The 22,564-nt window shown below is 65.9% G+C and carries 28 protein-coding genes; 22 read left to right on the top strand and 6 right to left on the bottom strand.

Annotation, left to right across the window (positions count from 1 at the left end):
- The first annotated feature begins 24 nt into the window (after positions 1 to 24).
- The 9 genes from map to rplQ all read left to right on the top strand — a co-directional run bounded on the left by map (position 25) and on the right by rplQ (position 6,397).
- Entirely contained in the window at positions 25 to 852 is an 828-nt protein-coding gene (gene map / locus AC5RVD_RS10180) for a type I methionyl aminopeptidase (RefSeq protein WP_494123059.1), read from the top strand.
- Between the two features lie 201 nt (positions 853 to 1,053).
- A complete protein-coding gene (locus AC5RVD_RS10175; protein WP_494126865.1) occupies positions 1,054 to 1,899 on the top strand; it encodes a metal-dependent hydrolase in 846 nt (281 codons plus the stop codon).
- Positions 1,900 to 1,950: 51 nt separating this feature from the next.
- A complete protein-coding gene (locus tag AC5RVD_RS10170; protein ID WP_494126864.1) occupies positions 1,951 to 2,991 on the top strand; it encodes a P1 family peptidase in 1,041 nt (346 codons plus the stop codon).
- A gap of 221 nt (positions 2,992 to 3,212) precedes the next feature.
- Positions 3,213 to 3,434, top strand: coding sequence for a translation initiation factor IF-1 (gene infA / locus AC5RVD_RS10165; protein WP_005267757.1), 222 nt, complete (start codon positions 3,213 to 3,215; stop codon positions 3,432 to 3,434).
- A gap of 77 nt (positions 3,435 to 3,511) precedes the next feature.
- Complete coding sequence (rpmJ, locus tag AC5RVD_RS10160) at positions 3,512 to 3,625, top strand: 50S ribosomal protein L36 (protein ID WP_005267758.1); 114 nt, start codon at positions 3,512 to 3,514, stop codon at positions 3,623 to 3,625.
- A 157-nt stretch (positions 3,626 to 3,782) separates the two neighbouring features.
- A complete protein-coding gene (rpsM, locus tag AC5RVD_RS10155) occupies positions 3,783 to 4,157 on the top strand; it encodes a 30S ribosomal protein S13 (protein WP_493979201.1) in 375 nt (124 codons plus the stop codon).
- A gap of 46 nt (positions 4,158 to 4,203) precedes the next feature.
- Positions 4,204 to 4,605, top strand: a complete 402-nt coding sequence (gene rpsK / locus AC5RVD_RS10150) for a 30S ribosomal protein S11 (RefSeq protein ID WP_429594060.1) — start codon at positions 4,204 to 4,206, stop codon at positions 4,603 to 4,605.
- Between the two features lie 158 nt (positions 4,606 to 4,763).
- Positions 4,764 to 5,768 (top strand): DNA-directed RNA polymerase subunit alpha, encoded by a 1,005-nt coding sequence (locus AC5RVD_RS10145; RefSeq protein ID WP_493979200.1) that lies wholly within the window; start codon positions 4,764 to 4,766, stop codon positions 5,766 to 5,768.
- Positions 5,769 to 5,833: 65 nt separating this feature from the next.
- The gene (rplQ, locus tag AC5RVD_RS10140; protein ID WP_494000469.1) at positions 5,834 to 6,397 is read left to right on the top strand and encodes a 50S ribosomal protein L17; all 564 of its coding nucleotides are present in this window, start codon (positions 5,834 to 5,836) and stop codon (positions 6,395 to 6,397) included.
- A 73-nt stretch (positions 6,398 to 6,470) separates the two neighbouring features.
- Here the strand turns inward: rplQ and AC5RVD_RS10135 are convergent, their stop codons facing one another.
- The gene (locus AC5RVD_RS10135; RefSeq protein WP_494126863.1) at positions 6,471 to 7,325 is read right to left on the bottom strand and encodes a cytochrome c oxidase assembly protein; all 855 of its coding nucleotides are present in this window, start codon (positions 7,323 to 7,325) and stop codon (positions 6,471 to 6,473) included.
- A complete protein-coding gene (locus AC5RVD_RS10130; protein WP_494126862.1) occupies positions 7,322 to 7,924 on the bottom strand; it encodes a DUF2243 domain-containing protein in 603 nt (200 codons plus the stop codon). Before AC5RVD_RS10130 ends, AC5RVD_RS10135 begins: the two co-directional genes overlap by 4 nt.
- Before the next feature lie 174 nt (positions 7,925 to 8,098).
- Between AC5RVD_RS10130 and AC5RVD_RS10125 the strand changes: the two genes are divergently transcribed.
- Positions 8,099 to 9,031: a tRNA pseudouridine synthase A gene (locus tag AC5RVD_RS10125; protein ID WP_494126861.1), complete on the top strand. Its 933-nt coding sequence runs from the start codon at positions 8,099 to 8,101 to the stop codon at positions 9,029 to 9,031.
- A 182-nt stretch (positions 9,032 to 9,213) separates the two neighbouring features.
- Here AC5RVD_RS10125 and AC5RVD_RS10120 read toward each other — a convergent pair whose 3' ends face one another.
- Genes AC5RVD_RS10120 through AC5RVD_RS10105 form a run of 4 tightly spaced genes read right to left on the bottom strand, consistent with a single transcriptional unit; the run spans position 9,214 to position 12,425 of the window.
- The gene (locus AC5RVD_RS10120) at positions 9,214 to 9,597 is read right to left on the bottom strand and encodes a flagellar assembly protein FliW (RefSeq protein WP_494113046.1); all 384 of its coding nucleotides are present in this window, start codon (positions 9,595 to 9,597) and stop codon (positions 9,214 to 9,216) included.
- Entirely contained in the window at positions 9,594 to 10,478 is an 885-nt protein-coding gene (locus tag AC5RVD_RS10115; RefSeq protein ID WP_494113047.1) for a flagellin N-terminal helical domain-containing protein, read from the bottom strand. Before AC5RVD_RS10115 ends, AC5RVD_RS10120 begins: the two co-directional genes overlap by 4 nt.
- Positions 10,479 to 10,507: 29 nt before the next feature.
- On the bottom strand, positions 10,508 to 11,929 hold the full coding sequence (flgK, locus tag AC5RVD_RS10110; RefSeq protein WP_494126860.1) for a flagellar hook-associated protein FlgK: 1,422 nt from the start codon (positions 11,927 to 11,929) through the stop codon (positions 10,508 to 10,510).
- A gap of 10 nt (positions 11,930 to 11,939) precedes the next feature.
- The gene (locus AC5RVD_RS10105; RefSeq protein WP_494126859.1) at positions 11,940 to 12,425 is read right to left on the bottom strand and encodes a flagellar protein FlgN; all 486 of its coding nucleotides are present in this window, start codon (positions 12,423 to 12,425) and stop codon (positions 11,940 to 11,942) included.
- Positions 12,426 to 12,669: 244 nt separating this feature from the next.
- On the opposite strand from AC5RVD_RS10105, the gene AC5RVD_RS10100 reads away from it, so the two are divergent.
- From AC5RVD_RS10100 to AC5RVD_RS10045, 12 genes are all read left to right on the top strand, one after another.
- On the top strand, positions 12,670 to 13,482 hold the full coding sequence (locus AC5RVD_RS10100) for a sigma-70 family RNA polymerase sigma factor (protein ID WP_494126858.1): 813 nt from the start codon (positions 12,670 to 12,672) through the stop codon (positions 13,480 to 13,482).
- Positions 13,483 to 13,630: 148 nt separating this feature from the next.
- On the top strand, positions 13,631 to 14,476 hold the full coding sequence (locus tag AC5RVD_RS10095; RefSeq protein WP_494113050.1) for a flagellin N-terminal helical domain-containing protein: 846 nt from the start codon (positions 13,631 to 13,633) through the stop codon (positions 14,474 to 14,476).
- Positions 14,477 to 14,598: 122 nt separating this feature from the next.
- Entirely contained in the window at positions 14,599 to 15,948 is a 1,350-nt protein-coding gene (fliD, locus tag AC5RVD_RS10090) for a flagellar filament capping protein FliD (RefSeq protein WP_494126857.1), read from the top strand.
- A complete protein-coding gene (fliS, locus tag AC5RVD_RS10085) occupies positions 15,945 to 16,391 on the top strand; it encodes a flagellar export chaperone FliS (protein WP_494113052.1) in 447 nt (148 codons plus the stop codon). Before fliD ends, fliS begins: the two co-directional genes overlap by 4 nt.
- 25 nt (positions 16,392 to 16,416) lie before the next feature.
- Positions 16,417 to 16,779 (top strand): hypothetical protein, encoded by a 363-nt coding sequence (locus tag AC5RVD_RS10080; RefSeq protein ID WP_494113053.1) that lies wholly within the window; start codon positions 16,417 to 16,419, stop codon positions 16,777 to 16,779.
- 125 nt (positions 16,780 to 16,904) lie between these two features.
- Entirely contained in the window at positions 16,905 to 17,246 is a 342-nt protein-coding gene (flgB, locus tag AC5RVD_RS10075; RefSeq protein WP_493989326.1) for a flagellar basal body rod protein FlgB, read from the top strand.
- Positions 17,246 to 17,638: a flagellar basal body rod protein FlgC gene (locus AC5RVD_RS10070; RefSeq protein ID WP_493979188.1), complete on the top strand. Its 393-nt coding sequence runs from the start codon at positions 17,246 to 17,248 to the stop codon at positions 17,636 to 17,638. The genes flgB and AC5RVD_RS10070 overlap by 1 nt, the downstream gene beginning before the upstream one ends.
- Positions 17,638 to 17,943: a flagellar hook-basal body complex protein FliE gene (gene fliE / locus AC5RVD_RS10065; RefSeq protein ID WP_494126856.1), complete on the top strand. Its 306-nt coding sequence runs from the start codon at positions 17,638 to 17,640 to the stop codon at positions 17,941 to 17,943. Before AC5RVD_RS10070 ends, fliE begins: the two co-directional genes overlap by 1 nt.
- Positions 17,943 to 19,577 carry a flagellar basal-body MS-ring/collar protein FliF gene (gene fliF / locus AC5RVD_RS10060; RefSeq protein WP_494126855.1) on the top strand — a complete coding sequence of 545 codons (1,635 nt, stop codon included), beginning with the start codon at positions 17,943 to 17,945 and terminating at the stop codon, positions 19,575 to 19,577. Before fliE ends, fliF begins: the two co-directional genes overlap by 1 nt.
- The gene (gene fliG, locus AC5RVD_RS10055) at positions 19,574 to 20,593 is read left to right on the top strand and encodes a flagellar motor switch protein FliG (protein WP_494126854.1); all 1,020 of its coding nucleotides are present in this window, start codon (positions 19,574 to 19,576) and stop codon (positions 20,591 to 20,593) included. Before fliF ends, fliG begins: the two co-directional genes overlap by 4 nt.
- A complete protein-coding gene (locus AC5RVD_RS10050) occupies positions 20,583 to 21,239 on the top strand; it encodes a FliH/SctL family protein (protein ID WP_494126853.1) in 657 nt (218 codons plus the stop codon). The genes fliG and AC5RVD_RS10050 overlap by 11 nt, the downstream gene beginning before the upstream one ends.
- The gene (locus AC5RVD_RS10045; protein ID WP_494123032.1) at positions 21,236 to 22,564 is read left to right on the top strand and encodes a FliI/YscN family ATPase; all 1,329 of its coding nucleotides are present in this window, start codon (positions 21,236 to 21,238) and stop codon (positions 22,562 to 22,564) included. Before AC5RVD_RS10050 ends, AC5RVD_RS10045 begins: the two co-directional genes overlap by 4 nt.

Raw genomic sequence — 22,564 nt, 5'->3', positions numbered from 1 at the left:
CCGCCAGAAAGTTAGAGGCAGCCCATGGCCTTCGGCCAGCCCAGCATCGAATACAAGACCAAGGACCAGATCCGGAAAATGCGGACCGCCGGCCTGGTGGTCAGCCGCGCCCTGGACGCTGCGGTCGCCGCCGCCGTCCCGGGCGCCACGACGGCGGATGTGGACGCGGCCTTCGAGGCGGTGCTGGACGAGGCGGGCGCCAAGAGCAACTTCAAGGGCTACCACGGCTTCCCCGCAACGGTCTGCGTGTCCGTCAACGAGGAAGTGGTCCATGGAATCCCGGGCGGCAAGGTGCTCCGGGACGGGGACATCATCTCGATCGACGGGGGCTGCAGCGTTGACGGCTGGCACGGTGACTCCGCCCGCGGCGTCATCGTGGGCACCGCCGATCCGGAAGACCAGCGGCTGTCCGACGTCACCGAGGAAGCCATGTGGCACGGCATTGCCGCCCTCGCCACCGGCCACCGCGTGGGCGACATCGGCAACGCCATCGACGACTACGTATCCTCCGTGCCGGGCAAGCCGTTGGGCATCCTGGAGGACTACGTGGGCCACGGCATCGGCACCGCCATGCACCAGGCCCCGGACGTGCTGAACTACCGGACGAACCACCGCGGCCCGAAGATCCGCCCCGGTCTCTGCCTGGCCATTGAACCCATGCTGGTGCGCGGGGACATCGAGACCAAAGTGCTGGACGACGACTGGACCGTGGTGACCACGGACGGCTCGCGGTCCTGCCAGTGGGAGCACACCGTGGCAGTGCACGACGGCGGCATCTGGGTCTTGACTGCCGAAGACGGGGGCGCGGCCAGGCTGGCTCCGCTGGGGGTCACCCCGGTGCCACTGGACTAAACGCCCGCCGCCACTTTCTTGGCCCGACGTCACCGAAAGGCCGGTCCGCTGGAACCATGTCCAGCCGGCCCGGCCTTTCGAGGTTAATTCCAGCCGGCCCGGCCTTTCGAGGTTAATCCGGAGCCCGCACCGCCGATCCCGCCGCGGCCAGCCGAAGGCCGGCGCACGGACACCGCACTCCCCGAAAGGACCTTGCCCACCATGATGGGAGCCCACCACGCCCTCTCCGGCGCCGCCGCCTGGATCGCCGTCACCAGCCAGGTCCACGTGCCGCTGGATGCCCTGACGACGCCGCTGGGCTGGGGCGGGCAGAGCCTCACCCTCGGCTGGGGGCTGCTGGACGTGGGGCCGCTGGGCCTGATCACCGGGGCCATGGTGACCGCCGGTGCCGCACTCGTCCCGGATGCCGACCACCGCCACGCCACCGTCGCCCGCTCGCTGCCGCCACTCTCCAACGTGGTCTGCGCGGGCATTGGCGCCGTGGCCGGCGGACACCGCAGGGGCACCCACTCGCTGATCGGCTTGGCGGCGTTCGTCGGGATCGCGTGGGTGGCCGGGCTCTGGACCGCCGAGACCGAGCGGTTCGGCACGGTCTACCCGGGCGCGGGGCTGCTGTGCGTGTTGCTGGTGGCCTTCGCCGCCAAGGCCCTGAAGTTCCTGCCCGACGGGCTACAGAAAATTCCGTGGGCCGTGGGCCTCTCAGTCGCGGCCTTCATCGCCCTGTACGCCCCGGAACAGCACAACTGGTTCCCGCTGGCCATGGGCATCGGCGTCATCATGCATGTGCTCGGCGACATGCTGACCACCGGGGGAGTGAACCTGCTGTGGCCCCTGCGGATTAAGCCCCCGAAGGTGTGGCGGCGGGTGCCGCTGCTCAACGCCATCTGGCGGCGGAACGGATACTTCGCCTTGCCGCTGCTGGGAAATGCTGGGTCGGCGCGCGAGTGGGCGTTGCTGGTGCCGGTCAGCGTCTATGTGGTGGTCCTGCTCCTCGGGGCGTGCCTCGACGTCGGACAGCAGAGCCTGCTGGCCTTCGGCACCGGCTAAAGATCCCGACTTCCCTTGCCCGGGCCGCCGGCGGCCAGCGAGGATGAGGCCATGGCTACTTCCATTACCGACGTGCCCGGCATCCGCGTGGGACAGGTCCAGAAGACCGGCGACGGCTGGCTGACCGGCGTCACCGTGGTGCTGCCGCCGCCGGGGACAGTCGGTGCCGTGGACGTCCGCGGGGGCGGGCCGGCCACGCACGAGACCGATGCGCTGGATCCCACCACCCTGGTGCCCACCGTGGATGCCGTGGTGCTCGCCGGCGGGAGCGCCTTCGGTTTGGTGGCCGCGCACGGTGCGCAGCGCTGGCTGGAGGAACAGGGGCTAGGCTTCCGCACGCAGAATGCCGTGGTGCCGATTGTTCCGGCCGCGGCCATCTACGATCTGGGCCGGGGCGGGGACATCGCCGCGCGCCCGGATGAACAGATGGGCTACGACGCCGCCGCCTCCGCCGGCGCGATGCAGGACTTTGGCGAGGTGCGGCGGGGCAACGTGGGCGCCGGCACCGGCGCGGCCATGGGCTTCCAGCAGTACAAAGGGGGAGTGGGGACTGCCTCGCTGCGGATGGGCGGTGCCAACGACGGCATCGTGGTCGGCGTGCTCGCGGTGGCCAATGCCGCCGGCGCGCCGTTCACGGGGGCGTTCCCAGGGCATGGCGGCAATGCGGCGGGCCGTGACATGAGGTCCGATGGCCTTGGCGCGGTGCCGGCAGCAACCGGCGGCCTGGGCCGGCGGGCCGGGGAACCGGGACTGACCGAGCACCGGCCGGCGTCCCCGCTGAACACAACCCTGTGCGTCGTCGCAACCAATGCCGTGTTGGATCCGGCACAGGCCAAGCGGACGGCCTCGGCGGCGCACGCCGGACTGGCCCGTGCGTTGAGCCCGTCGCACACCCTGATGGACGGGGACGTGGTCTTCGCCCTGGCTACCGGGGCGCAGCAGCTGGTGCAGGACGGGCCCATCGACCCCCGGGCGGAACTGCACACTCTGGCCGCGGAAGCGGTCACCGCGGCCATTTGGGACGCCGTGGTGAGCGCCGAACGGGTGGAGGCGGCCGGCGTCGTACTGGAAAAGTATCCGCACCCGGACTGAGGGCTGCCGCGCGCGGGGGCCCCAGGCGTTACCCGGATTTAACTTTATCCGGCTTCCGGAGTACAGTTGTCTGTTGGTTGTCTCTACTTTCATGCCCATCTTCGGGTGCATGGCGCCCGCGAAAGCCTGCCGGAACGTACGGCTCAGTGGGGGTGTAGCGGCAAGCAAAACCCAAAAACTAGCCACCGCTTCGGCGATGGTTACTGACGTTAGCGGAGGATATGGCTAAGAAAGACGGTGTCATTGAGATTGAAGGCACTGTGCAGGAGGCTCTGCCCAATGCGATGTTCCGCGTTGAGCTGACCAACGGGCACGTTGTGCTGGCTCATATCTCGGGAAAGATGCGTCAGCACTACATCAGGATCCTCCCCGAGGACCGCGTTGTGGTGGAACTCAGCCCGTACGACCTCTCACGGGGCCGTATCGTCTACCGCTACAAGTAAAGACTTATGCCGCAGGCAACTGCGGAAAACCGTAAGTAGTTACAAGGCAGCATCAGCTAACAACGCAAAGGAAAACCATGAAGGTCCAGCCGAGCGTCAAGCGGATTTGTGACAAGTGCCAGGTGATTCGTCGCAAGGGCAACGTCATTGTGATCTGCGAGAACCCGCGCCACAAGCAGCGCCAGGGCTAAGACTCCTGCTTCAGCAGGGGCAGCACGCCCACGCGTAGTAACTCAATATAGGCAGCGCAGCAGGGCAACCTGCATACCCCCGGCACGGAGGCCGGGGACCCGAACAACGGGGACGCGCTGCTTCAGACCTCCGGATACAACAAGGAGAACCGCCACTATGGCTCGTCTCGCTGGCGTAGATATTCCCCGCGAAAAGCGGGTAATTATCGCCCTGACTTACATCTACGGCGTGGGTAAGACCCGTGCAGAGCAGGTTATCGCGGAGACCGGCATCAGCCCGGAAACCCGCGTCAAGGACCTCACCGACGCTGAGCTCGTGCAGCTGCGTGACTTCATCGAGGGCAACTACAAGGTAGAAGGCGACCTCCGCCGCGAAGTTGCAGCCGACATCCGCCGCAAGGTTGAGATCGGCAGCTACGAAGGCATCCGCCACCGCCGTGGCCTGCCCGTCCGCGGACAGCGCACCAAGACCAACGCTCGTACCCGCAAGGGCCCGAAGCGCACCGTCGCCGGTAAGAAGAAGACCCGCTGATTCCCAGCCGGTCAGATAGCTACCAACCAACTTTGTAGGAGAAGCAATGCCCCCCAAGACTCGTGGAGCGGTACGCAAGCCGCGTCGCAAGGACAAGAAGAACATCGCGCTGGGCCAGGCGCACATCAAGAGCACCTTCAACAACACCATCGTGTCCATCACGGACCCGTCCGGTGCCGTCATCTCGTGGGCCTCGGCCGGCGAGGTTGGCTTCAAGGGCTCCCGCAAGTCCACCCCGTTCGCCGCGCAGATGGCTGCCGAATCGGCCGCCAAGCGCGCCCAGGAGCACGGCCTGAAGAAGGTCGACGTCTTCGTGAAGGGCCCGGGGTCGGGACGCGAGACCGCAATCCGTTCGCTGCAGGCCGCTGGCCTTGAGGTTGGCTCCATCCAGGACGTCACCCCCAGCGCGCACAACGGTTGCCGTCCGCCGAAGCGCCGCCGCGTCTAAGCAGCCCAAGGATACTTTTGGCCGCCGCACAGATTCCTCCCACTTTTGCGGGAGAGCCTGTCGGCGGCCGAAAGTTCCACGCTGGAGGCTGACCAGCCGCCCTTTTCCACCAATTCGTGCTGCGTCATATAGCGGATGCTCGCTGAAAGGAAATCTAAGTGCTCATTGCACAGCGCCCCACCCTTACTGAAGAAGTAGTGGCCGATAACCGCTCTCGGTTCGTCATCGAACCGCTGGAGCCGGGCTTTGGCTACACCCTCGGAAACTCCCTCCGCCGCACGCTGCTGTCCTCGATTCCGGGGGCTGCCGTAACCAGCATCCGCATCGACGGCGTGCTGCATGAGTTCACCACCGTGCCGGGTGTGAAGGAAGATGTCACCGAGATCATCCTGAACATCAAGAACCTGGCTGTCTCCTCCGAGCACGACGAGCCCGTGGTTGCCTACCTGCGCAAGCAGGGACCCGGTGTTGTCACCGCCGCGGACATCGCGCCGCCGGCCGGCGTGGAATTCCACAACCCGGACCTGCACATCGCCACGCTGAACGAGAAGGGCAAGTTCGAGCTCGAACTGACCATCGAACGCGGCCGTGGCTACGTGTCGGCAGCCCAGAACAAGTCCGGCGACCAGGAGATCGGCCGCATCCCGGTCGACTCCATCTACTCGCCGGTGCTGAAGGTGACCTTCAAAGTTGAGGCAACCCGTGTTGAGCAGCGCACCGACTTCGACCGCCTGATTGTCGACGTCGAAACCAAGGCTTCCATTGCACCGCGCGACGCCGTCGCCTCTGCCGGAACCACCCTGGTTGAACTGTTCGGCCTGGCCCGCGAGTTGAACACCGCCGCCGAAGGCATCGAGATTGGCCCGAGCCCCACGGACGCCGCCCTGGCTGCCGACATGGCCCTGCCGATCGAGGACCTGGAACTGACCGTCCGTTCGTACAACTGCCTTAAGCGTGAGGGCATCCACACCGTGGGTGAACTCGTTGCCCGCTCCGAGGCCGACCTGATGGACATCCGCAACTTTGGTGCCAAGTCCATCGACGAGGTCAAGGCAAAGCTGGTGGAACTGGGTCTGTCGCTGAAGGATTCGCCCCCTGGGTTCGATCTGGCTGCCCGCGCCGCAGCCATCGACGAGGACGAAACCTTCGAGGACGAACTCTAAAACGCAAGAATTCTGCCGCCACGGCGCTCGGGAGCGCACAGCGGCACCATTGAGGAGAAAACATAATGCCTACCCCCGCTAAGGGTCCGCGCCTCGGAGGCGGTCCTGCCCACGAGCGCCTGATGCTCGCCAACCTGTCCGCCGCGCTCTTCGAGCACAAGCGGATCACCACCACGGTCACCAAGGCCAAGCGCCTGCGCCCGTTCGCCGAGCGCCTGATCACCTTCGCCAAGCGCGGCGACCTGGCCTCGCGCCGCCGCGTGCTGGCCGTGATCAGCAACAAGGGCATCGTGCACGAGCTGTTCACCGACATCGCGCCGGTGATGACCAACCGCGACGGCGGCTACACCCGCATCACCAAGATCGGCAACCGCAAGGGCGACAACGCCCCCATGGCCGTCATCGAACTGGTGATGGAGCCGGTGTCCCCGAAGCAGGCCGTCGTGAACGAGGCCGAGAAGGCCACTGCCAAGGCTGCCCCGGCTCCGGTCGAGGAAGAGACGGCTTCGGCCGAGTCCGCTGAATCGCCCGAGTCGGCGCAGTCCGGCGATTCCGCTGACTCTCCCGAGTCCGCAGAGTCTGCTCCGTCGGCGGAGTCCGCCGAGGAAGCTGCCGAAGAGAAGAAGTAGTTCTTCGCCTTCACTGCTTGAAGCCCGCTGTTCCCTTCGGGAGATGGCGGGCTTTTTGCGCATCCGGGAAGGCTCATATGACGACGGCGGTGCCCGGCTTGGGGGAGCGCGCTTTGTGCCCGGCGCGGCCGGGTCCGGGATAACGGCCGGGACCGGAAGTGCGGCGGGGCCGCCACGTCGACACCAGCGCGAAGGCCAGCAGCAGCTCGGCGATGTCCCCGCCGTAGTACATCAGTTCACCGGCGAGCCTCAGCTCACCCGGGGGCGCCGGGACCTGGACGAACAGCCCCGCGTAGAGCAGCTGGGACAGGACTGCATGGCCGGCGATGGCGACGCCCAGCACCACCAGCCGCGCCGGCACGGAGGGCCTGCCCGGTGCCGGGTCGGGCCCGGCGATCACCCAGGCGAAGAGACAGCCGGCGGCCAGGAAGTGCAGGTGAATGGCGTGGTGCAGCACCGGGTTGTCCGCCGCGAGGTTGTACAGCGGCGTGAAGTACAGGCCGGCCAGCCCGCCGAGGCTGAGGATCAGCGCGGTCGCCGGGTTGGCCACCAGATGGAGCGGCCGTGAGCGCAGGACCCTTCCGATCGCCTTGCCGCAACGGGGCGGCACCGACCTCAGCAGCAGGGTCACCGGTGCACCAAGCACCAGCCCGATCGGCGCATACATGCCAATCAGCAGGTGCTGGACCATGTGGGCCGGCAGCCCGTCCGGCGCCAGCGGCATCAGCTGCGGCGCGAAGCCCAGCACCAGCAGCAGTGCGCCAGCGAGGAAGGACACGGTTCGCCAGCGGCTCCAGCCACGGTCCTCCCGGCTCCGCAGCCACGCCAGGACCGCGTAGCCGCAGGCCAGCACCGCAACCAGGGCCAGCGGCAGCACGGCGTCGAACGCGGCTGGCTGGTGGTTGTGGGCAGAGTGGGTGCCGGTCATGCCGGGTCCCTCCCCGTGTCCCCCTCCGGGCGGCGGAGGCCGTGGCCGGTTGACCTGCCGGGGCCGTTTGCCGTCGTCAGATCCACCATCCGGCCGGACCGTTGCAGCAGCCAGCCGCCGACCACCAGCAACGCCCCGAACAACAGAAAGAGAATGTCGGCCAGCATCTGGTAATCGCCGCTGATGACATGGTGGATGGCAAGGATGTGGTGGTCGATGATCCCCTCTACGAGATTGAAGAGTCCCCAGCCGAGCAGCATCCAGCCCCAGAGGGTACGGGATGCCCACACCCGTCCGCGCGAGGACGTCACCCGCGAGTACAACAGCCCCAGCCCGATCAGCACGGCCAGCCAGGTCACCGTATGGAACAGCCCGTCCCACAGCGTATTCATCTCCAGGCCGTGGACGGTGTTTGGCGGATACGAACCGACGTCGATGTTCGCGGTGTCCGCACTGGTGAGCATGTGGTGCCACTGCAGGATCTGGTGCAGCAGGATCCCGTCCACGAAGCCGCCCAGCCCCACTCCGAGGATGATGCCGGGCAGGGCGATCCGGCGGTTGTGATCCGTCGATGTTGCGGTTCCAAGGCTGCCTGCCATCGCTCCTCCGAACCTCGCGGTCCCGCCCGCGGTTCGGGCGCTGTCCCAGCAACATAGACCGAATGCCCTCGAGCGTCGACAGTCCACTGGCGCCCGGCCGGTGACCGGCCCACAACCAGCCGTGGGCGCCGGCGCCATCCGATACTTACACAGGGCCCCGGTAGCATGGAATCCATGCCACCGACTACTTCCCCCGTCCCCGACCGGGACGGCGGGCTCGTGCGTGTCCGCCTGGATCTTGCGTACGACGGCGGACCCTTCAGCGGGTGGGCCGTGCAGCCCGGACGGCTGACCGTGCAAGGCGCGGTCGAGGAAGCGCTGGCGATCATGATCCGCCGGCCGATCCGGCTGACGGTTGCCGGCCGTACCGACGCCGGCGTGCACGCCCGGGGGCAGGTGGTGCATTTCGACCTGGAACCGGGGGAGTGGCACGGACTGGCCCGAGGCCGGGAGGTCGATCCCGCCGAAGCCCTGGTCCGGCGTTTGCGCGGGGTGCTGGCCAAGGTGCTCGGTGGCCGCGTCGGCGCCCCGGTACCCTATCGTGACCTTGCCGGGGCAATCGAGGTTAAGGGGGCCGTCGTCGCCCCCGACGGATTCGACGCCCGGTTCTCCGCCCTCTGGCGCCGCTACAGCTACCGCATCGCCGACCGGGCGGAGCTCTGGGATCCGCTGTCACGCAACACCACGCTGTGGCACAAGCACGCCGTCGACGTCGATCTCCTGAACCAGGCAGCCGCCAAGCTCCTGGGCATTGGCGACTTCCTGGCCTTCTGCAAGCCCAGGGAAGGCGCCACCACTGTCCGGGAACTGCAGAAGTTCGACTTCGCCCGCGGCGCCGACGGCGTGGTGGTGGCCACGGTGCAAGCCGACGCGTTCTGCCACAACATGGTGCGTGCCCTGATCGGCGCATCGTTGATGGTCGGCGGCGGCGAGCAGGCACCGGAGTGGCTGCGCGACCGGATGCTGGCGAAGGTGCGGGATTCGAAGAGCAAACTGGCTCCGCCGCATCCGTTGGTGCTGGAAGAAGTGCTTTATCCCGACGGCGGCGAACTGCTGCGCCGGGCGGAGCAGACCAGAGCCAAACGCGCGGACCCGGACGAGGGGTGAGGGTGATTGCTTCCGGCGGTTCCCCCATAAGCCGCCGGAAGCCATTCAACCGGTGATCCCGGATCCCCCAGCAGGTCCCTTGGACCGTGGGCATAACTCTTGCACGGTAGCTGCCGTCAGCTCAATAGTTTCAGACGTCTGACTTCTTCAGCCCGCCGCAGTGTTACGCGGCTGAGGGGAAGCTAGGCGGCCAGCGGCGTCAGCTCGGCCCGCAGGGGCCAGTCCTGGCCTTCCAAAATGACCTGCGCGCTGACGCCGGTGTGCACGTTGACGACGATCGGGGCCATCAGGTTCACGGTGGTGCCTGCTTCTCCGGGGTTGGCCACCACCAGCACCATGGCGTCCTCGGAGACCTTGAGGTCCAGGGCCGCGCGATCGTCGTCGGAAATCACCGGCGTGTACTGGTTCAGGTAGGTCGCGGCGTCCAGGACGAACAGGCGCTTGCCCGGTTCGGCCACGGGCTGCAAGGAGTACAGTCCCGCCGCTCCCGTGATCTCGTCCAGCGTGAAGTCGACCAGCGGTGCGAGTCCAGGGGGAGGCGCGACGAAGGTCAGTGCGGCGCTCATCGCAGGAAGTCCATCAACGTCGGCTGCAGTACCCGCGCCGTGACCTGCAGCGCGGCCTGATAGGCCACTTCCTGCATCTTCAGGTCCAGGATTACCTTTCCTATATCCGGATCCTCGATCCCGGAGCGGCGGGCTTCAAGCGAAACAGCTTCGTCCAAGTTAGTCTCCTGGGCTTTCAGGATCTGGGCGTGGCGGGTGCCGACCTCGGCGCGTGCGTTGATCACGGTGTTCAGCCGGGCGTCGATGGCGTTCAAGTCTTCGCTGACGCTGCCGGTTCCCTTGAGCTTCGAGATCATAGAGTCCAGCAGGGCGAAAACCGACGGGCCCGTGCCCGTGGAATCGTCGCCGAAGACCGCAGCAGCGCTGGCATCGACGCGTACCGTTTGGTGTGCCCCGGGTCCGATGCGACGCTCCACGCCGGTGGCGCTCGGTTCCGTCACGGTGTAAGGCGCGGTTAGGGGGTCTCTATATACGTCCGGCTTGTCGGAGTTCCCCGCAAACACGTTGCGTCCCAGGTACTGCGTCCGAGTCGCAGCCAAAAGGCTTTCCTTGATGCTTCCAAGCTCCAAGGCGACGGCCTCGCGTGCAGTTTGCGAGATGGAACCATTGGAAGCCTGGATCGTCAGATCGCGGGCCTTGTTGAGCAAATCGGTGACCGTGCCCAGCGCGGAGTCGGTGGTGGTGAGCCAGCCATTGGCGTCGTCGATGTTGTGCTTGTATTGCGCGTTGGCGCGCATATCGGCACGTGTGCGCATGGAATCGGCGGTGCCCGTCGGGTTGTCCGAGGGGCGGGCAATCAGCGACTCGCCAGCGGCCAACTCCTGCAGCTTGGCGATACGCGCCATGTTGTCCTGCAGGTTGCGCTGGGCGAAGCTGCTCATCGTTTGGTTAGTGACTCGTGAAATCATGGCTACCTCCCGACCAATCCGGTGCGGTTGATCAACGTATCGAGCATTTCATCAATCGCCGTCATCACTCGAGCCGCACCTTGGTAGGCGTGCTGGTATGTCAGCAGGTTGACGTTCTCTTCGTCCATGTCCACCGACGCGTTGGACAGTTGCAACGTCTTGGCAGACTGGGACGCAATATCCGCGAGGTTGGACTGCTGCAGCTCCGTCTTCGCGGCTACACCGATTGTCGTGACGATGTTCTCCCAAACGCGGTCAGGCGAGCCAGCGCCGATGCCGAGCTGGGCCAACTCGTCAGCGACGGAACCATCAAGAGCGCCCTTTGCTGGATCTCCCGCCTTGAGGTCGCCTACGGTCTTGACCGCAACGATGAGACCAAGTGCCTTGTCCGGCAGCTCGGGATCGAAACTGAAAAACTCCGGTGCGGGATTCCCGCCGGGCACAGTCTTCGCGTAGACGCTGTCCACCGAGTCCTTTAACGTGGTGGCGAAATTGTCGTAGCTGTCGGCGGCCTGCCGCAGCGGCCCATCTCCCTGAGCGTTGCCCAACATGGATATTGCGCCCGCGATTTCACCGCCGTCGAGAACCACCGGCATGCCGGTCCGACTCGGACTCGCCCACTCGAGACGCACACCTTTTGTGCCGGAAATATCCGTATCCGAGTCCGCTGTAACGGCGATTCTCTGGGCGCTGGAACCGGCGACAATCGCATTCCCGCCGATCAGCACATCCACCTGCCCGTCGCTGCCATGGCGAACCGTGGCTCCGGTCAGGGCAGCCAGCCGTTCTGTCAGCAGGTTGCGGTGGTCCATCAGCTCGTTGGCGGAGCCCCCGTTGGCGACAGCAAAACGAATCTTCTCGTTGAGGTTGGCTACCTGGGACGCAGCGCCGTTGACCTCCGCGGTCATCGTGTCCACATCGGAGCGCAGGCGGGAGAACTGCTCGCGAACCTCCTGGTAACCGCGCTTGATCATGTTGGCCAGGATGTTCGCCTCTTCCAGCACCACCGCGCCGGCAGCGCCGTCATCCGGCCGGTTCGACAAGGCCTGCCAAGAAGCCCAGAACTCCTGAAGCTGCGTCGAGATGCCGTATTGGCCCGGCTCGCGCAACGACGCTTCCAGGCCGGACATCGTATTGGCGCGCACTGCAGAATACCCGGCGACACCGGCCGAGAACCGGACGCGCGTATCCAGGTGCATGTCGCCCAGCCGCGCAATCGCATCTACTGAAACGCCTTGGCCGATCTGCACGCCTCCGGTCAGCAGCCCGGTGCGGTCGAGGGCGCCGATGGACGACGTACTGACCCGCTGGCGGGTGTAGCCCTCGGTATTGGCGTTGGCGATGTTCTGGCCCACCACGTTCAAACCTTGACGGGCGGCCACCAGACCGGTGTACGCGGTGTTCAGGCCGCTGAAGGTGCTCACTGCGAAAACCTCAGATCGTTGTGTCGAACAGCTGGGAGCGGTTGCCCGAAAGCCCTGCCGTCCCATGAGAGTCATAGGTCCCGGCATCGGGATTGAAATTGGCGAGCGTTTCCTGGGTGGACCGGGCAGCCGCACGCAGGAACTTCTCGTTCACGTCGCGCAGTTCACGGATCTGCAGGGTCAACTGTGTCAGTGCCTGCATGTGTCCCTTGAAGATCTCGCCCCACGGCCCCACCGGGGCCTGTTCGGTCAGCTCGCGCAGCGTGGCGCCTTCCGGCGTACCCCACTCCCGGGCCAGTGCGGCCACCTCCACCGTTCGGGCCAGGCCGGCGTCGCGCAGCCGCTCCAGAACCTGTTCCACCTCGCGGGTCGCGTGCTGCAGCCAGCGGGACTTGCCCGCCGTCAGGAGCAGCTGCTCCTCCTCGAGTTTGAAGACCAGTAATTCAAGAAGTTCACGTTCGTGCCACAGCATGGCGGACAGTTCATGGGCTCCCATGTCAGGCACCTCCCCTGGTTGATTCTGCGGACACAACCCCCGCGGGTCCGCGTCAAAAGCCGCCACTGGATGAACAAAAAGTAACGGCATGGCTACATATCTATCTATCGGCCGCACAACCCCTTGCGTTAGGAGCGAATGATGATAGGTTTCACCAAGAGATGAATCGTTCTTTCGAGGCCGCACCCCTCGAATCATAAGGAAGATTCGTCCAGTATCTTTTGGCACGGAGGGGGACAAGTCAGTGAATCGTGCTGACCGCAATGCACTGGTGGTTGAGAACCTCCCGCTCGTCGGATATCTGGTCTCCGAAGTGTGCGCCAAAGCAACCCACCTCTCTCGCGACGACCTCGCCTCTGCCGGCTCGGTAGCGCTCATCACCGCCGCCGACGCCTTCAATCCGGATCTCGGCGTTCCTTTCGGCGCCTTTGCCCGCCGTCGCATCATCGGAGCCTTTGCCGACGAAATGCGGGCCATCGACTGGGCGCCCCGATCCGTGCGCAAACGTATCAAGGAAACGCTGTCCGTCCGCGAGACCCTTACTGCCGAACTCGGCCGCTACCCGAGCGTTGACGAGCTTGCTGCCGCCCTCGGGGTTGACCGCGAGACCGCGGAGGCCGCCATGGACGACGCTTCGCGCACTGTCTCCACCCTGGATGACACAACGGCCGAATTCCTGGTCTCTGAGACGGCGTCGCCCGAAGGCTCACTCCTCACCGAGGAGCGACTCGCATTCCTGAAGGCCGCAGTGCACCATCTTCCCGAGAAGATGCGGTACATCGTGGAGCAGATCTACTTCGAGGACCGCTCTGTCAAGGAAATCGCCGAAGAACTCGGCGCTACCCACTCGGCCGTCTCCCAGCAGCGCTCCGAGGCTATCCGCCTCCTCCGGGATGGCCTGCATACTCACTATTCCGACGACGGCGGTGCCGGCTACGTGCCCGAGTCTCGGATTGCTCCTTCCCGCCGGAAGGCGTACCTGACCGCGCTGGCCGATCAGACCATCGGCGGGATTACACGCTTCGCCGCCACGCAGCCAAGGGCCGCGGTTTCTTGACCTGATCGCAGCAGCCGGCCAATGCGGCCCGCACCGCGAAAAATTCTTTGCACTTCTCCTAACGGATCCGCGTATTCCTCCGATAGCTACAAGTGCCAGCCCATGGACGGGCCGGTGAATTTGTACCATCTCATGGAGGAGTTTCATCATGGCTTTCGCCATTAACACCAACGTTGCGGCCCTGAACTCGTACCGCAACCTGTCGAACACCCAGAACGACATTTCCAAGTCCCTGGAGAAGCTGTCCACCGGCCTGCGCATCAACCGCGCTGCCGATGACGCAGCCGGCCTGTCGATCTCCGAGGGCCTGCGTTCGCAGGTCAACGGCCTGAACGTTGCAGCCCGCAACGCCCAGGACGGCATCTCCGTCATCCAGACCGCTGAAGGTGCACTCACCGAGGTCCACTCCATCCTGCAGCGCATGCGCGACCTGGCAGTTCAGGGTGCGAATGACTCCAACAACGCTGAGGCCCGCACCGCCATCGAGAAGGAAGCCGGCGAGCTGTCCAAGGAGCTCTACCGGATCACGGAGTCCACCAACTTCAACGGAATCGATCTGCTCAAGGGTGGTACCAAGACCTTCCAGGTCGGCGCTGATGGCAACGCTAACAACGCCATCAACGTGACCCTGGCCAACGTGGGCACCTCCGTCGATACGTTGGCTTCCGCGGATGGTCTCGCCCCTGGCGCAGGCTTCTCCGTGACCGACCACGGTGCGGCACAGACGACCATCACGAACATCGACAACGCGATCAAGGCCATCTCTGCCGAGCGTTCCAACCTGGGTGCTTCCCAGAACCGTTTCGAAACGGCAATCAAGAGCATCAACATCTCTGCAGAGAACCTGTCGGCATCCGAGTCTCGTATCCGCGACACCGACATGGCTTCGGAGATGGCTAAGTTCACCAAGAACCAGATCATGTCCCAGGCCGGCACCGCGATGCTGGCTCAGGCCAACCAGATCAACCAGGGTGTGCTGCAGCTCCTCGGCTAAATCCGGGTAGCTAACGGCTGAATGCGGCCCGGCAGCGAGGCGAACGAATTGGACCTCACACTCTTCGCTGCCGGGCGTCAGCATTTCTTCTAGTAAACAGGCTTCTTTCAGGAGGAACTGGCGTGGCGTTTTCTATTGGCGGCATGGTCAGCGGTTTGGATACCGCAACCATGATTAATCAGCTCATGCAGCTGGAAGCGCGTCCGCAATCACTCCTAAAAAACAAGGTTTCCAGCACCCAGACGCTGGTGAGTGCCCTTCAAGCACTCAACACACGCATAGCCGATCTCGGAAAAACGGCCACCGAGACGAGCAAAGCGAACGCACTCAGCATGTACTCCGGCACGAGCAGTTCCGACAAAGTTTCAGTGACCGCTGCCGAGGGGGCCTCTGCGGGCGGCATGGACTTAGAGGTCGTCCAGTTAGCCAAGGCCCAGGTTTCGGTTTCATCGTTGCTCAGTGATTGGCCGGAGACTGCCAATATTCTGACTATCGCGCTCAAAGACGGTCAAGTAAAAGCGCAAATTGACACTAGCGGAATGACGCTCGACCAGGTCGTTACCGCGGTGAATGAATCCGGTGCAGGCGTCACCGCAACCAAGGTGTCGGTGGGAAGCGATCCGACGACCCCGCAGTATCGGCTGCAGTTGGTTTCAAAGGAGACCGGAGCCGCTGGCGAATTCACTCTGACGCTCGCCGGGGACGCCGCGTTTTCCACGATGGACGTTCAAATCGCGCAAGATGCTCGGGTGTCGATTTGGAACGGAATGCAGGAAATCTCTTCGTCCTCGAACACGTTCACTGACCTCCTGCCCGGTGTAAACGTCACCCTCGGTGCCGACGCGCTTCCTGGTGACAAGTCGACCGTCACGATCACGCGCGACGACGAAGCCGTGACTGCGAAAGCCAAGGCGCTGGTTGACGGCTTGAAGGATCTGTTCGCCTTCATCTCCAAGAACTCATCCGTGAACGTCTCCACGTCCACCGGGTCAACGACGACCAAGGGTGGAATCTTCACCGGGGACAGCAGCGTCCGTGACATTCAGCAGCGCATGATGACCGCTGCAATCAGCCCAATCGAGGGGCGGTCGCCGTCGGAAATCGGCATCAGCGTCACCAAGGACGGCTCGATTGAGTTTGATGCCGAAAAGTTCGGCAAGGCGATGAAGGAAGACTCCGCGTGGGCTGAGAAGCTGGTCCAGACGATCGCCGGTCGCGTGGCTACCGCTGCCACCGATGCATCGGACAAGTACGACGGCGCCATCACCAAGCGCATCCAAGGGCAAGAATCCCTGGTCCGCAGCATGAATGACCAAGTTGCCGAGTGGGATACCCGGTTGGCGATGCGCCGCTCCACACTCGAACGTACCTGGGCCCAACTTGAAGTAACGCTGAACAGCCTGCAGTCGCAGGGGGACTGGCTCAACTCGCAGCTGGCCACCCTGCCATCATGGGGGAGCACGAAGAAATGACATTGACATACGGGCCGGGCTTCGGTGCCCAGGCCAAGCGCAACCAGTTCCAGCGTGACGCGATCATGTCGGCCACGCCAGCCCGGTTGCTGACCATGCTCTATGACCGGCTGCTGCTGGACTTGAACCGGGCAGAGGCCGCACAGCAGAACCAGCACTGGTCGGTGGCGTCCGAGAACCTGATCCATGCGCAGGCCATCGTGTCCGAGCTGATGTCCTCGCTGAAGACGGACGTGTGGGACGGGGGAGAGGGCCTGAAGGCGCTCTACACCTACACGCTGACCGCGATGATGAATGCGAACATCCACCGCGATGCTGCACGGACCCGCGAATGCATCGACCTGCTGCAGCCGCTGCGCGAGGCCTGGCATGAGGCGGCCGGGCAGCTCCCGGCACAGCCTTCCCGTGGCGTCGGCCTCGGCGGCGAACTTGGCATTGCCTGACATGCCGGAGGGCGACACTGCGGGATTGCGGCGCTGGATTGCGGTGCTGGACGAATTGGAAGTGGCCCTCGCCGCAGCCGCTGGGGCCGGCGCCGGGACAGAAGGCCAGAGCAGGGGACCCGCGGACGCCAAGCCCGGGGACAGGGCCGGTGACAAGGACGTGAAAGGCCGGCGCGCCGCCGTCGCGCAGTGGAAGGCCCCGCAGGGGCTGGGACCGATTCCGGACGAGCTGGTGGAGCGGGCCACGAAACTGGCCGCCGCGCAGCAGGAGGTCATTCGTGAATTGCGCGCTGACATGCGGCAAAACCGGCAGGAATCGGCGCTCTTGGACGCCGTCCCCACCCCCGGAACATCAGGGCGTTCCGTCTACCTCGACGTAAACGGTTAACCAATCTAAAGATTTAACTAACGACCCCCGGCTGCGTGCCGATAACTGGATAGTGAGCACGGATCGCTCACAGAACAGGCCATGGATCGGCCGCCCACATGCCAGTAGTAAGACGGGTCTTTGCTGTGTTCGAATCTGTGACGGGGGCTGCCATGCAGAGCGCCCTGGACGGCCTCGCCATGCGCCAGCGTGCCATCGCCAACAACATCGCGAACGTCAATACCCCCGGCTACCACGCACAGCGCGTCCAGTTCGAGGAAGCGCTGGCGACGTCGGTGGCCCGCGGTAACGGCAGCGCCAGCGCCACAATGGACCGCTCGCTGGAGCCTACTCGGTTGGACGGCAGCAACGTCAACCTGGATACCGAGACGCTCTCCAACATTGAAACAGTGCTGCGCTACCAGTTCGCAGCCCGGGCAGCGGAGAGCCCCTTCAGCGGCGTCCGCACGGCGATGAGGACCAACTGATGACTTTCGACGCCATTGGAATCGCCGGCACCGGCCTGACCGTCCATCGCAAGTGGCTGGACGCCGTCTCCGACAACCTGGCCAACGCGAACAACGCCACCAGCACCGACGGCGCCGCCTTCCAGGCCCGCTATGTGATCGCGCAGGAAGGCCAGGGCGTCTCCGGTGTCTACGTGGCCGGGGCCGAATTCGGCGAGGCCGAGGGCCGCATGGTCCATGAGCCCGACCACCCGCTGGCGGACGAGGACGGTTACGTCCGCTACCCGGACATCGACCTGTCCCAGCAGATGGGCAACCTGATCCTGGCCCAGCGCGGCTACCAGGCCAACGCGGCCGTGGTGGACCGGGCGAAGACGACCTACGAGGCCGCCCTCCAGATTGGACGCAACTGATGCCGCTGTCATCCATCCCCCCGATTCAGGGCGTCGCCGGCACCGGCTACCTGCCGGCCGCCGAAGCTCCGCAGGCCACCAACGGCGTCGGCTTCGCCACCTCGCTGACCGGTGCCGTCGATAATCTGCAGCAGCTGCAGTCCACGTCCAATGAGCTGGCCATCCAGGCCGTCACCGGCGACCTGAACGACATCCACAACGCGACCCTGGCCTCCACCCGCGCCGCCGTGACGTTGGAACTCGTGGCCGCCGTCCGGAACAAGGGCGTTGACGCCTTCAACGAGATCATGAGGATGCAGGCCTGATGCCCGGCAAGGTCTCCTCCTGGTTCTCGAAGCTGGGCAAAACCGTCAGCGAGTTCACCGTCGCCCAGCGCACCATCGCGATCATCGGCATCGCCGTCGTCGTGCTCGGCATTGCCGCCCTGACGACGTGGGCGTCCAAGCCCTCCTACACCCCGCTGTTCTCCGGGCTGGCCGCGGCCGACGCCAACACCATCGTGGAGCAGCTGCGCACCGACGGCGTGCCGTACGAATTGACCAACGGCGGCGGAACCATCCTGGTGCCGGAGGAGAACGTCTACGACCAGCGGCTCAAGGCCGCCTCGGCCGGCCTGCCGAGCTCGTCCACCGGCGGCTACTCGCTGCTGGACGACATGGGCGTGACCTCCTCGGAGTTCCAGCAGTCCGTCACCTACAAGCGGGCCTTGGAAGGCGAACTGGCGTCCACCATCGAGGCACTCGACGGCGTCAAGACCGCTTCCGTACGGCTGGCCATCCCGGAGGAGACGGTCTTCGTCGCCGAGAAGGGCGAGGCCACCGCCTCCGTGTTCGTGGACACGGAAAAGACCACCCTGTCCGCCGACCACGTGCAGGCTATCGTCCACCTCACGTCCGCCTCGATCGACGGCATGAAGCCGGAGAACGTCGCCGTCATCGACGCCGCCGGCACCGTGCTCTCCGCCGTGGGCGTGGGCGCCACGGGTTCCGCGGACAAGCAGGCCTCCGACTACGAAGAGCGTGTCCGCGCCTCGGTGCAGAGCATGCTGGACCGCGTGGTCGGGCCCGGAAATTCCTCCGTGGTGGTTGCCGCGGACATGAACTACGAGTCCGCCGAGCGCGTGGAAGAAACGTTTACGACGCCGGACGGCGCACCGGCCCTGAACGAGTCCGCGCAGACGGAAGAGTACGAGGGAACCGGCGGGGGAGCGGCCGGCGTGCTGGGCCCGGACAACATCGCCGTACCGGGCAACACCGGCGGCGACGGAACCTTCACCTCCGAGTCGGAGACCAAGAACAACGCGCTGAACAAGGTGACCGAGACCCGCGCGATCCCGGCCGGGGCGATCAACCGCCAGACTGTGTCCGTGGCCTTGGACGCAGACGCCGCCGGCGCCTTGAACGTCGCCAACATCGAGGGCCTGGTGACCACCGCCGCCGGCATCAACGCCGACCGCGGGGACGAGGTCACGGTCGAACTCGTGCCGTTCAACACCGCCGGTGCGCAGGAGGCCGCCGAGGCGCTGGCCGCCGCACAGGCCGCCGAGGAAGCCGCGCGCCAGGCCGAGTTGATCCGCACCGCCATCATCACCGCCGGCATCATCCTGCTGGTGATCATCGCCCTGCTGGTCTACGCCCGCTGGTCCCGCCGGCAGAACCGCGAGCCGGTGGACCTGGGCGAGCTGCAGGATTTCCAGCCCGAGATCGAGGCCCCCCAGGACCTGCAGCTTCCCGCGAAGCCCATCATCGTGCCGGAACCGATCCCCGTGGTCACCGGCCCGAACACCACCGCGTTGGAGCTCGCCGGCCCGCCGGAGCTGTCCGACGAGCAGAAGGAAATGAACCGCAAGCGGGCGGAAATCGACGCCCTGGCCGCCCAGGAACCGGACAAGACCGCCGACTTCCTGCGCTCCCTGATGGATGACAAGCAGAACGCATGAGCGAGTTACTGACCACGTTGACCGGCACCCAGAAGGTGGCGGTGGTGCTGATGCAGATGGAACAGGCCCGGGCCGCCGAGGTCATGAAGCGCTTCAGCGAGGCCGAGGCCGAGCTGATCACCGCCGAGCTCGTGAGCATGGGCCGGGTGGACCCCGAGGCTGCCGAGGAAGCGTTCAAGGAATTCCACGACATGACGGTCAAGGGCCGGCGCCGGCCGCGCGGCGGCAAGGAGTTCGCCGCCGGACTGCTGGCCGCATCCTTCGGCGCGGAAAAGGCCGCGGGCGTGCTCGACCGGCTGGCCACGTCCATGGCCGGGAAACCCTTCGAGTTCCTGGATGACGCCGATCCCACCCAGCTGATCACGCTGTTGAACGGCGAAATCCCGCAGACCATCGCGCTGGTGCTGGCGCATGTGCGCCCGGAGCAGGCATCCACGGTGATCGCCGGGCTGGAGGATTCGGTGCGGCCCGAGGTGGCGCAGTGCATCGCCACCATGGGAACCGCCACCCCCGAAGCCGTCTCGATTGTGGCGGACACGCTCAAGGTGAGGGCCGGCGCCGTCGTACCCCGCCAACAGGTGGAGGTGGTGGGCGGCGTCGGGCCGCTGGTGGACATCATCAACCGTGCGGACGTCGCCACCGAACGCGCGCTGCTGGAGGCCCTGGAGGAACGCGATCCGGAGCTGGCGGAGGAAGTCCGCTCCCGGATGCTCACCTTCGAAGACATCACCAAGCTGGAACCGCGCGACGTGCAGCAGGTGCTGCGCGGCATCGAGATCGCGGTGCTCGCGGTGGCCATGAAGGGCGCCAGCGAACCGGTCACCGAACTGATCCGCAAGAACGTTTCCGAACGCAACCGCGACATCCTCGACGACGAGATCAAAGCCACCGGGCCGCTGCGCATGTCGCAGATCGAAGAGGCACGGGCGGACATCGTGCGCTCGATCCGCGAGCTCGAGGCCAGCGGCATCATCACGGTGCAGCGCGCTGCGGAGGAGGACGAATATGTCTACTGACGCCGCGTTCTCCAGGATGAGTTTCCCCGAGCTGAGCACCGGTACCGGGGCCTTCGCCAAGCTGCGCTACACCGAACTGCGCAGCGACGACTCGCAGGAAAAGGCGCTCGAACAAGCCAGGGTCCGGGGCCACGCCGCCGGCTACACCGCCGGCATGCGCGAAGGCGCCGAACTGATGCGCGAACGCCAGCTGGCGATGGAGCAGGACCACGCCGCCGCGATAGCGGACGCCCGCGCCCGCGTGCAGCAGGCAGTGGCCGCGCTGGGTGCGGCCACCCGTGCCCTGGAAGAACGCGCGGCACCCGTGCTGGCCGCCGCGCAGGACACCCTGGCCGCCGCGGCCATGGAACTGGCGGAAGCCATCCTGGGCCATGAATTGTCCGACGGCGCAGCCTCCGCCCGTTCGGCCCTCACCCGGGCAATGGCCGGGGTGGATGCCTCCCGCGTGCACACCGTCCGGATGAACCCGACCGACCTGACCATGCTGGCGCCGGAAATGCGCGAGCAGGCCGGCGTGGGCTTCAGCCCCGATTCGTCACTCGCGCCGGGGGACGCCGTCACCGAGTTTGCCGACGGCTTCCTGGACGCGCGGATCAGCACCGCGCTGGCCCGGGCCAAGGCTGCGCTGCTGGAGGCCCGGCAGTGACCGCCGTCGCCTGGCGCCCCCGCGCCGACCGGTTCACCGACGCGCTGGCAGCAGCCCGGCCCCAGCGCTACGGGATGGTGTCCTCGGTAGTGGGCCTCGGCGTCGAGATCATTGGGCTTGATTGCGCCATCGGCGACCTGGTGCTCATCGGCGACGGCCAGGGCGTGGAGGCAGAGGTCGTGGCCACCGGCCGGGACAGCATCCGCTGCATGCCGCTGGGCCGGCTCACCGGGATCAATACCGGCACCCCGGCCAAGGCCAAGGGAGCCCCGGTGCTGGTGCCCACCGGCAACGGGCTGTTTGGCCGGGTGCTGGACGGGATGGGCCGGCCGATCGACGGCAAGGGGCCGTTGGTTTTCGACTCGCTGGTCCCGCTGGACAACGACACCCCGTCCGCCATGCACCGCGCGCGGATCGACACGCCCCTGCAGCTGGGCGTGCGCGTGCTGGACACGCTCACCACCGTGGGCAAGGGCCAGCGCATGGGCCTGTTTGCCGGCTCCGGCGTGGGCAAGTCCTCGCTGCTGTCCATGATCGCCCGCGGCACCGACGCCGAGGTCTCCGTGATCGCGCTGGTCGGGGAGCGCGGGCGTGAAGTCCGCGAGTTCCTCGAAGACGACCTCGGCGAGGCCGGGTTGGCCCGGTCCATCGTGGTGGTCTCCACCTCCGACGAACCGGCGTTGATGCGGCTGCGCGCCGCGTTTACGGCCACCCGGATTGCCGAATCGTTCCGCGACCGCGGGGCGGACGTGATGCTGATGATGGACTCGCTGACCCGCGTGGCGATGGCCCAGCGCGAGATCGGCCTCTCCGTCGGCGAGCCACCGGCCACCCGCGGCTATCCGCCGTCGACCTTCTCCCTGCTGGCCCGGCTGCTGGAACGCGCCGGCACCGCCGAAACCGGTTCGGTGACCGGGATGTACACGGTGCTGGTGGACGGCGACGACCACAACGAACCGATCGCCGACTCCGCCCGCTCCATCCTGGACGGGCACGTGGTGCTGGACCGCAAGCTGGCCGTCTCCGGGCATTACCCGTCCGTGGACCCGCTCGGCTCGATCTCCCGCGTGGCATCCAAGGTCAACAGCCCGGAGAACTCCCGCGCTGCGGGCGCAGTACGCAAGGTGCTGGCGGCCCGCAAGGCCGCGCAGGACCTGCTGGACGTGGGCGCTTACCAGCCCGGTTCCAACCCGCTGGTGGACGCGGCCGTGCAGCACGAAGACGACATCAACCTGTTCCTGCAGCAGCGGATGGACGACCAGACGCCTGCCGCGCAGTCGTGGGAGCAACTGAACCGCCTGGCTCGCACCCTTGGAGGTATGTAG

Source organism: Arthrobacter sp. THG-b23, assembly GCF_059091265.1.
This window is presented reverse-complemented; position numbering and strand designations above follow the sequence as displayed.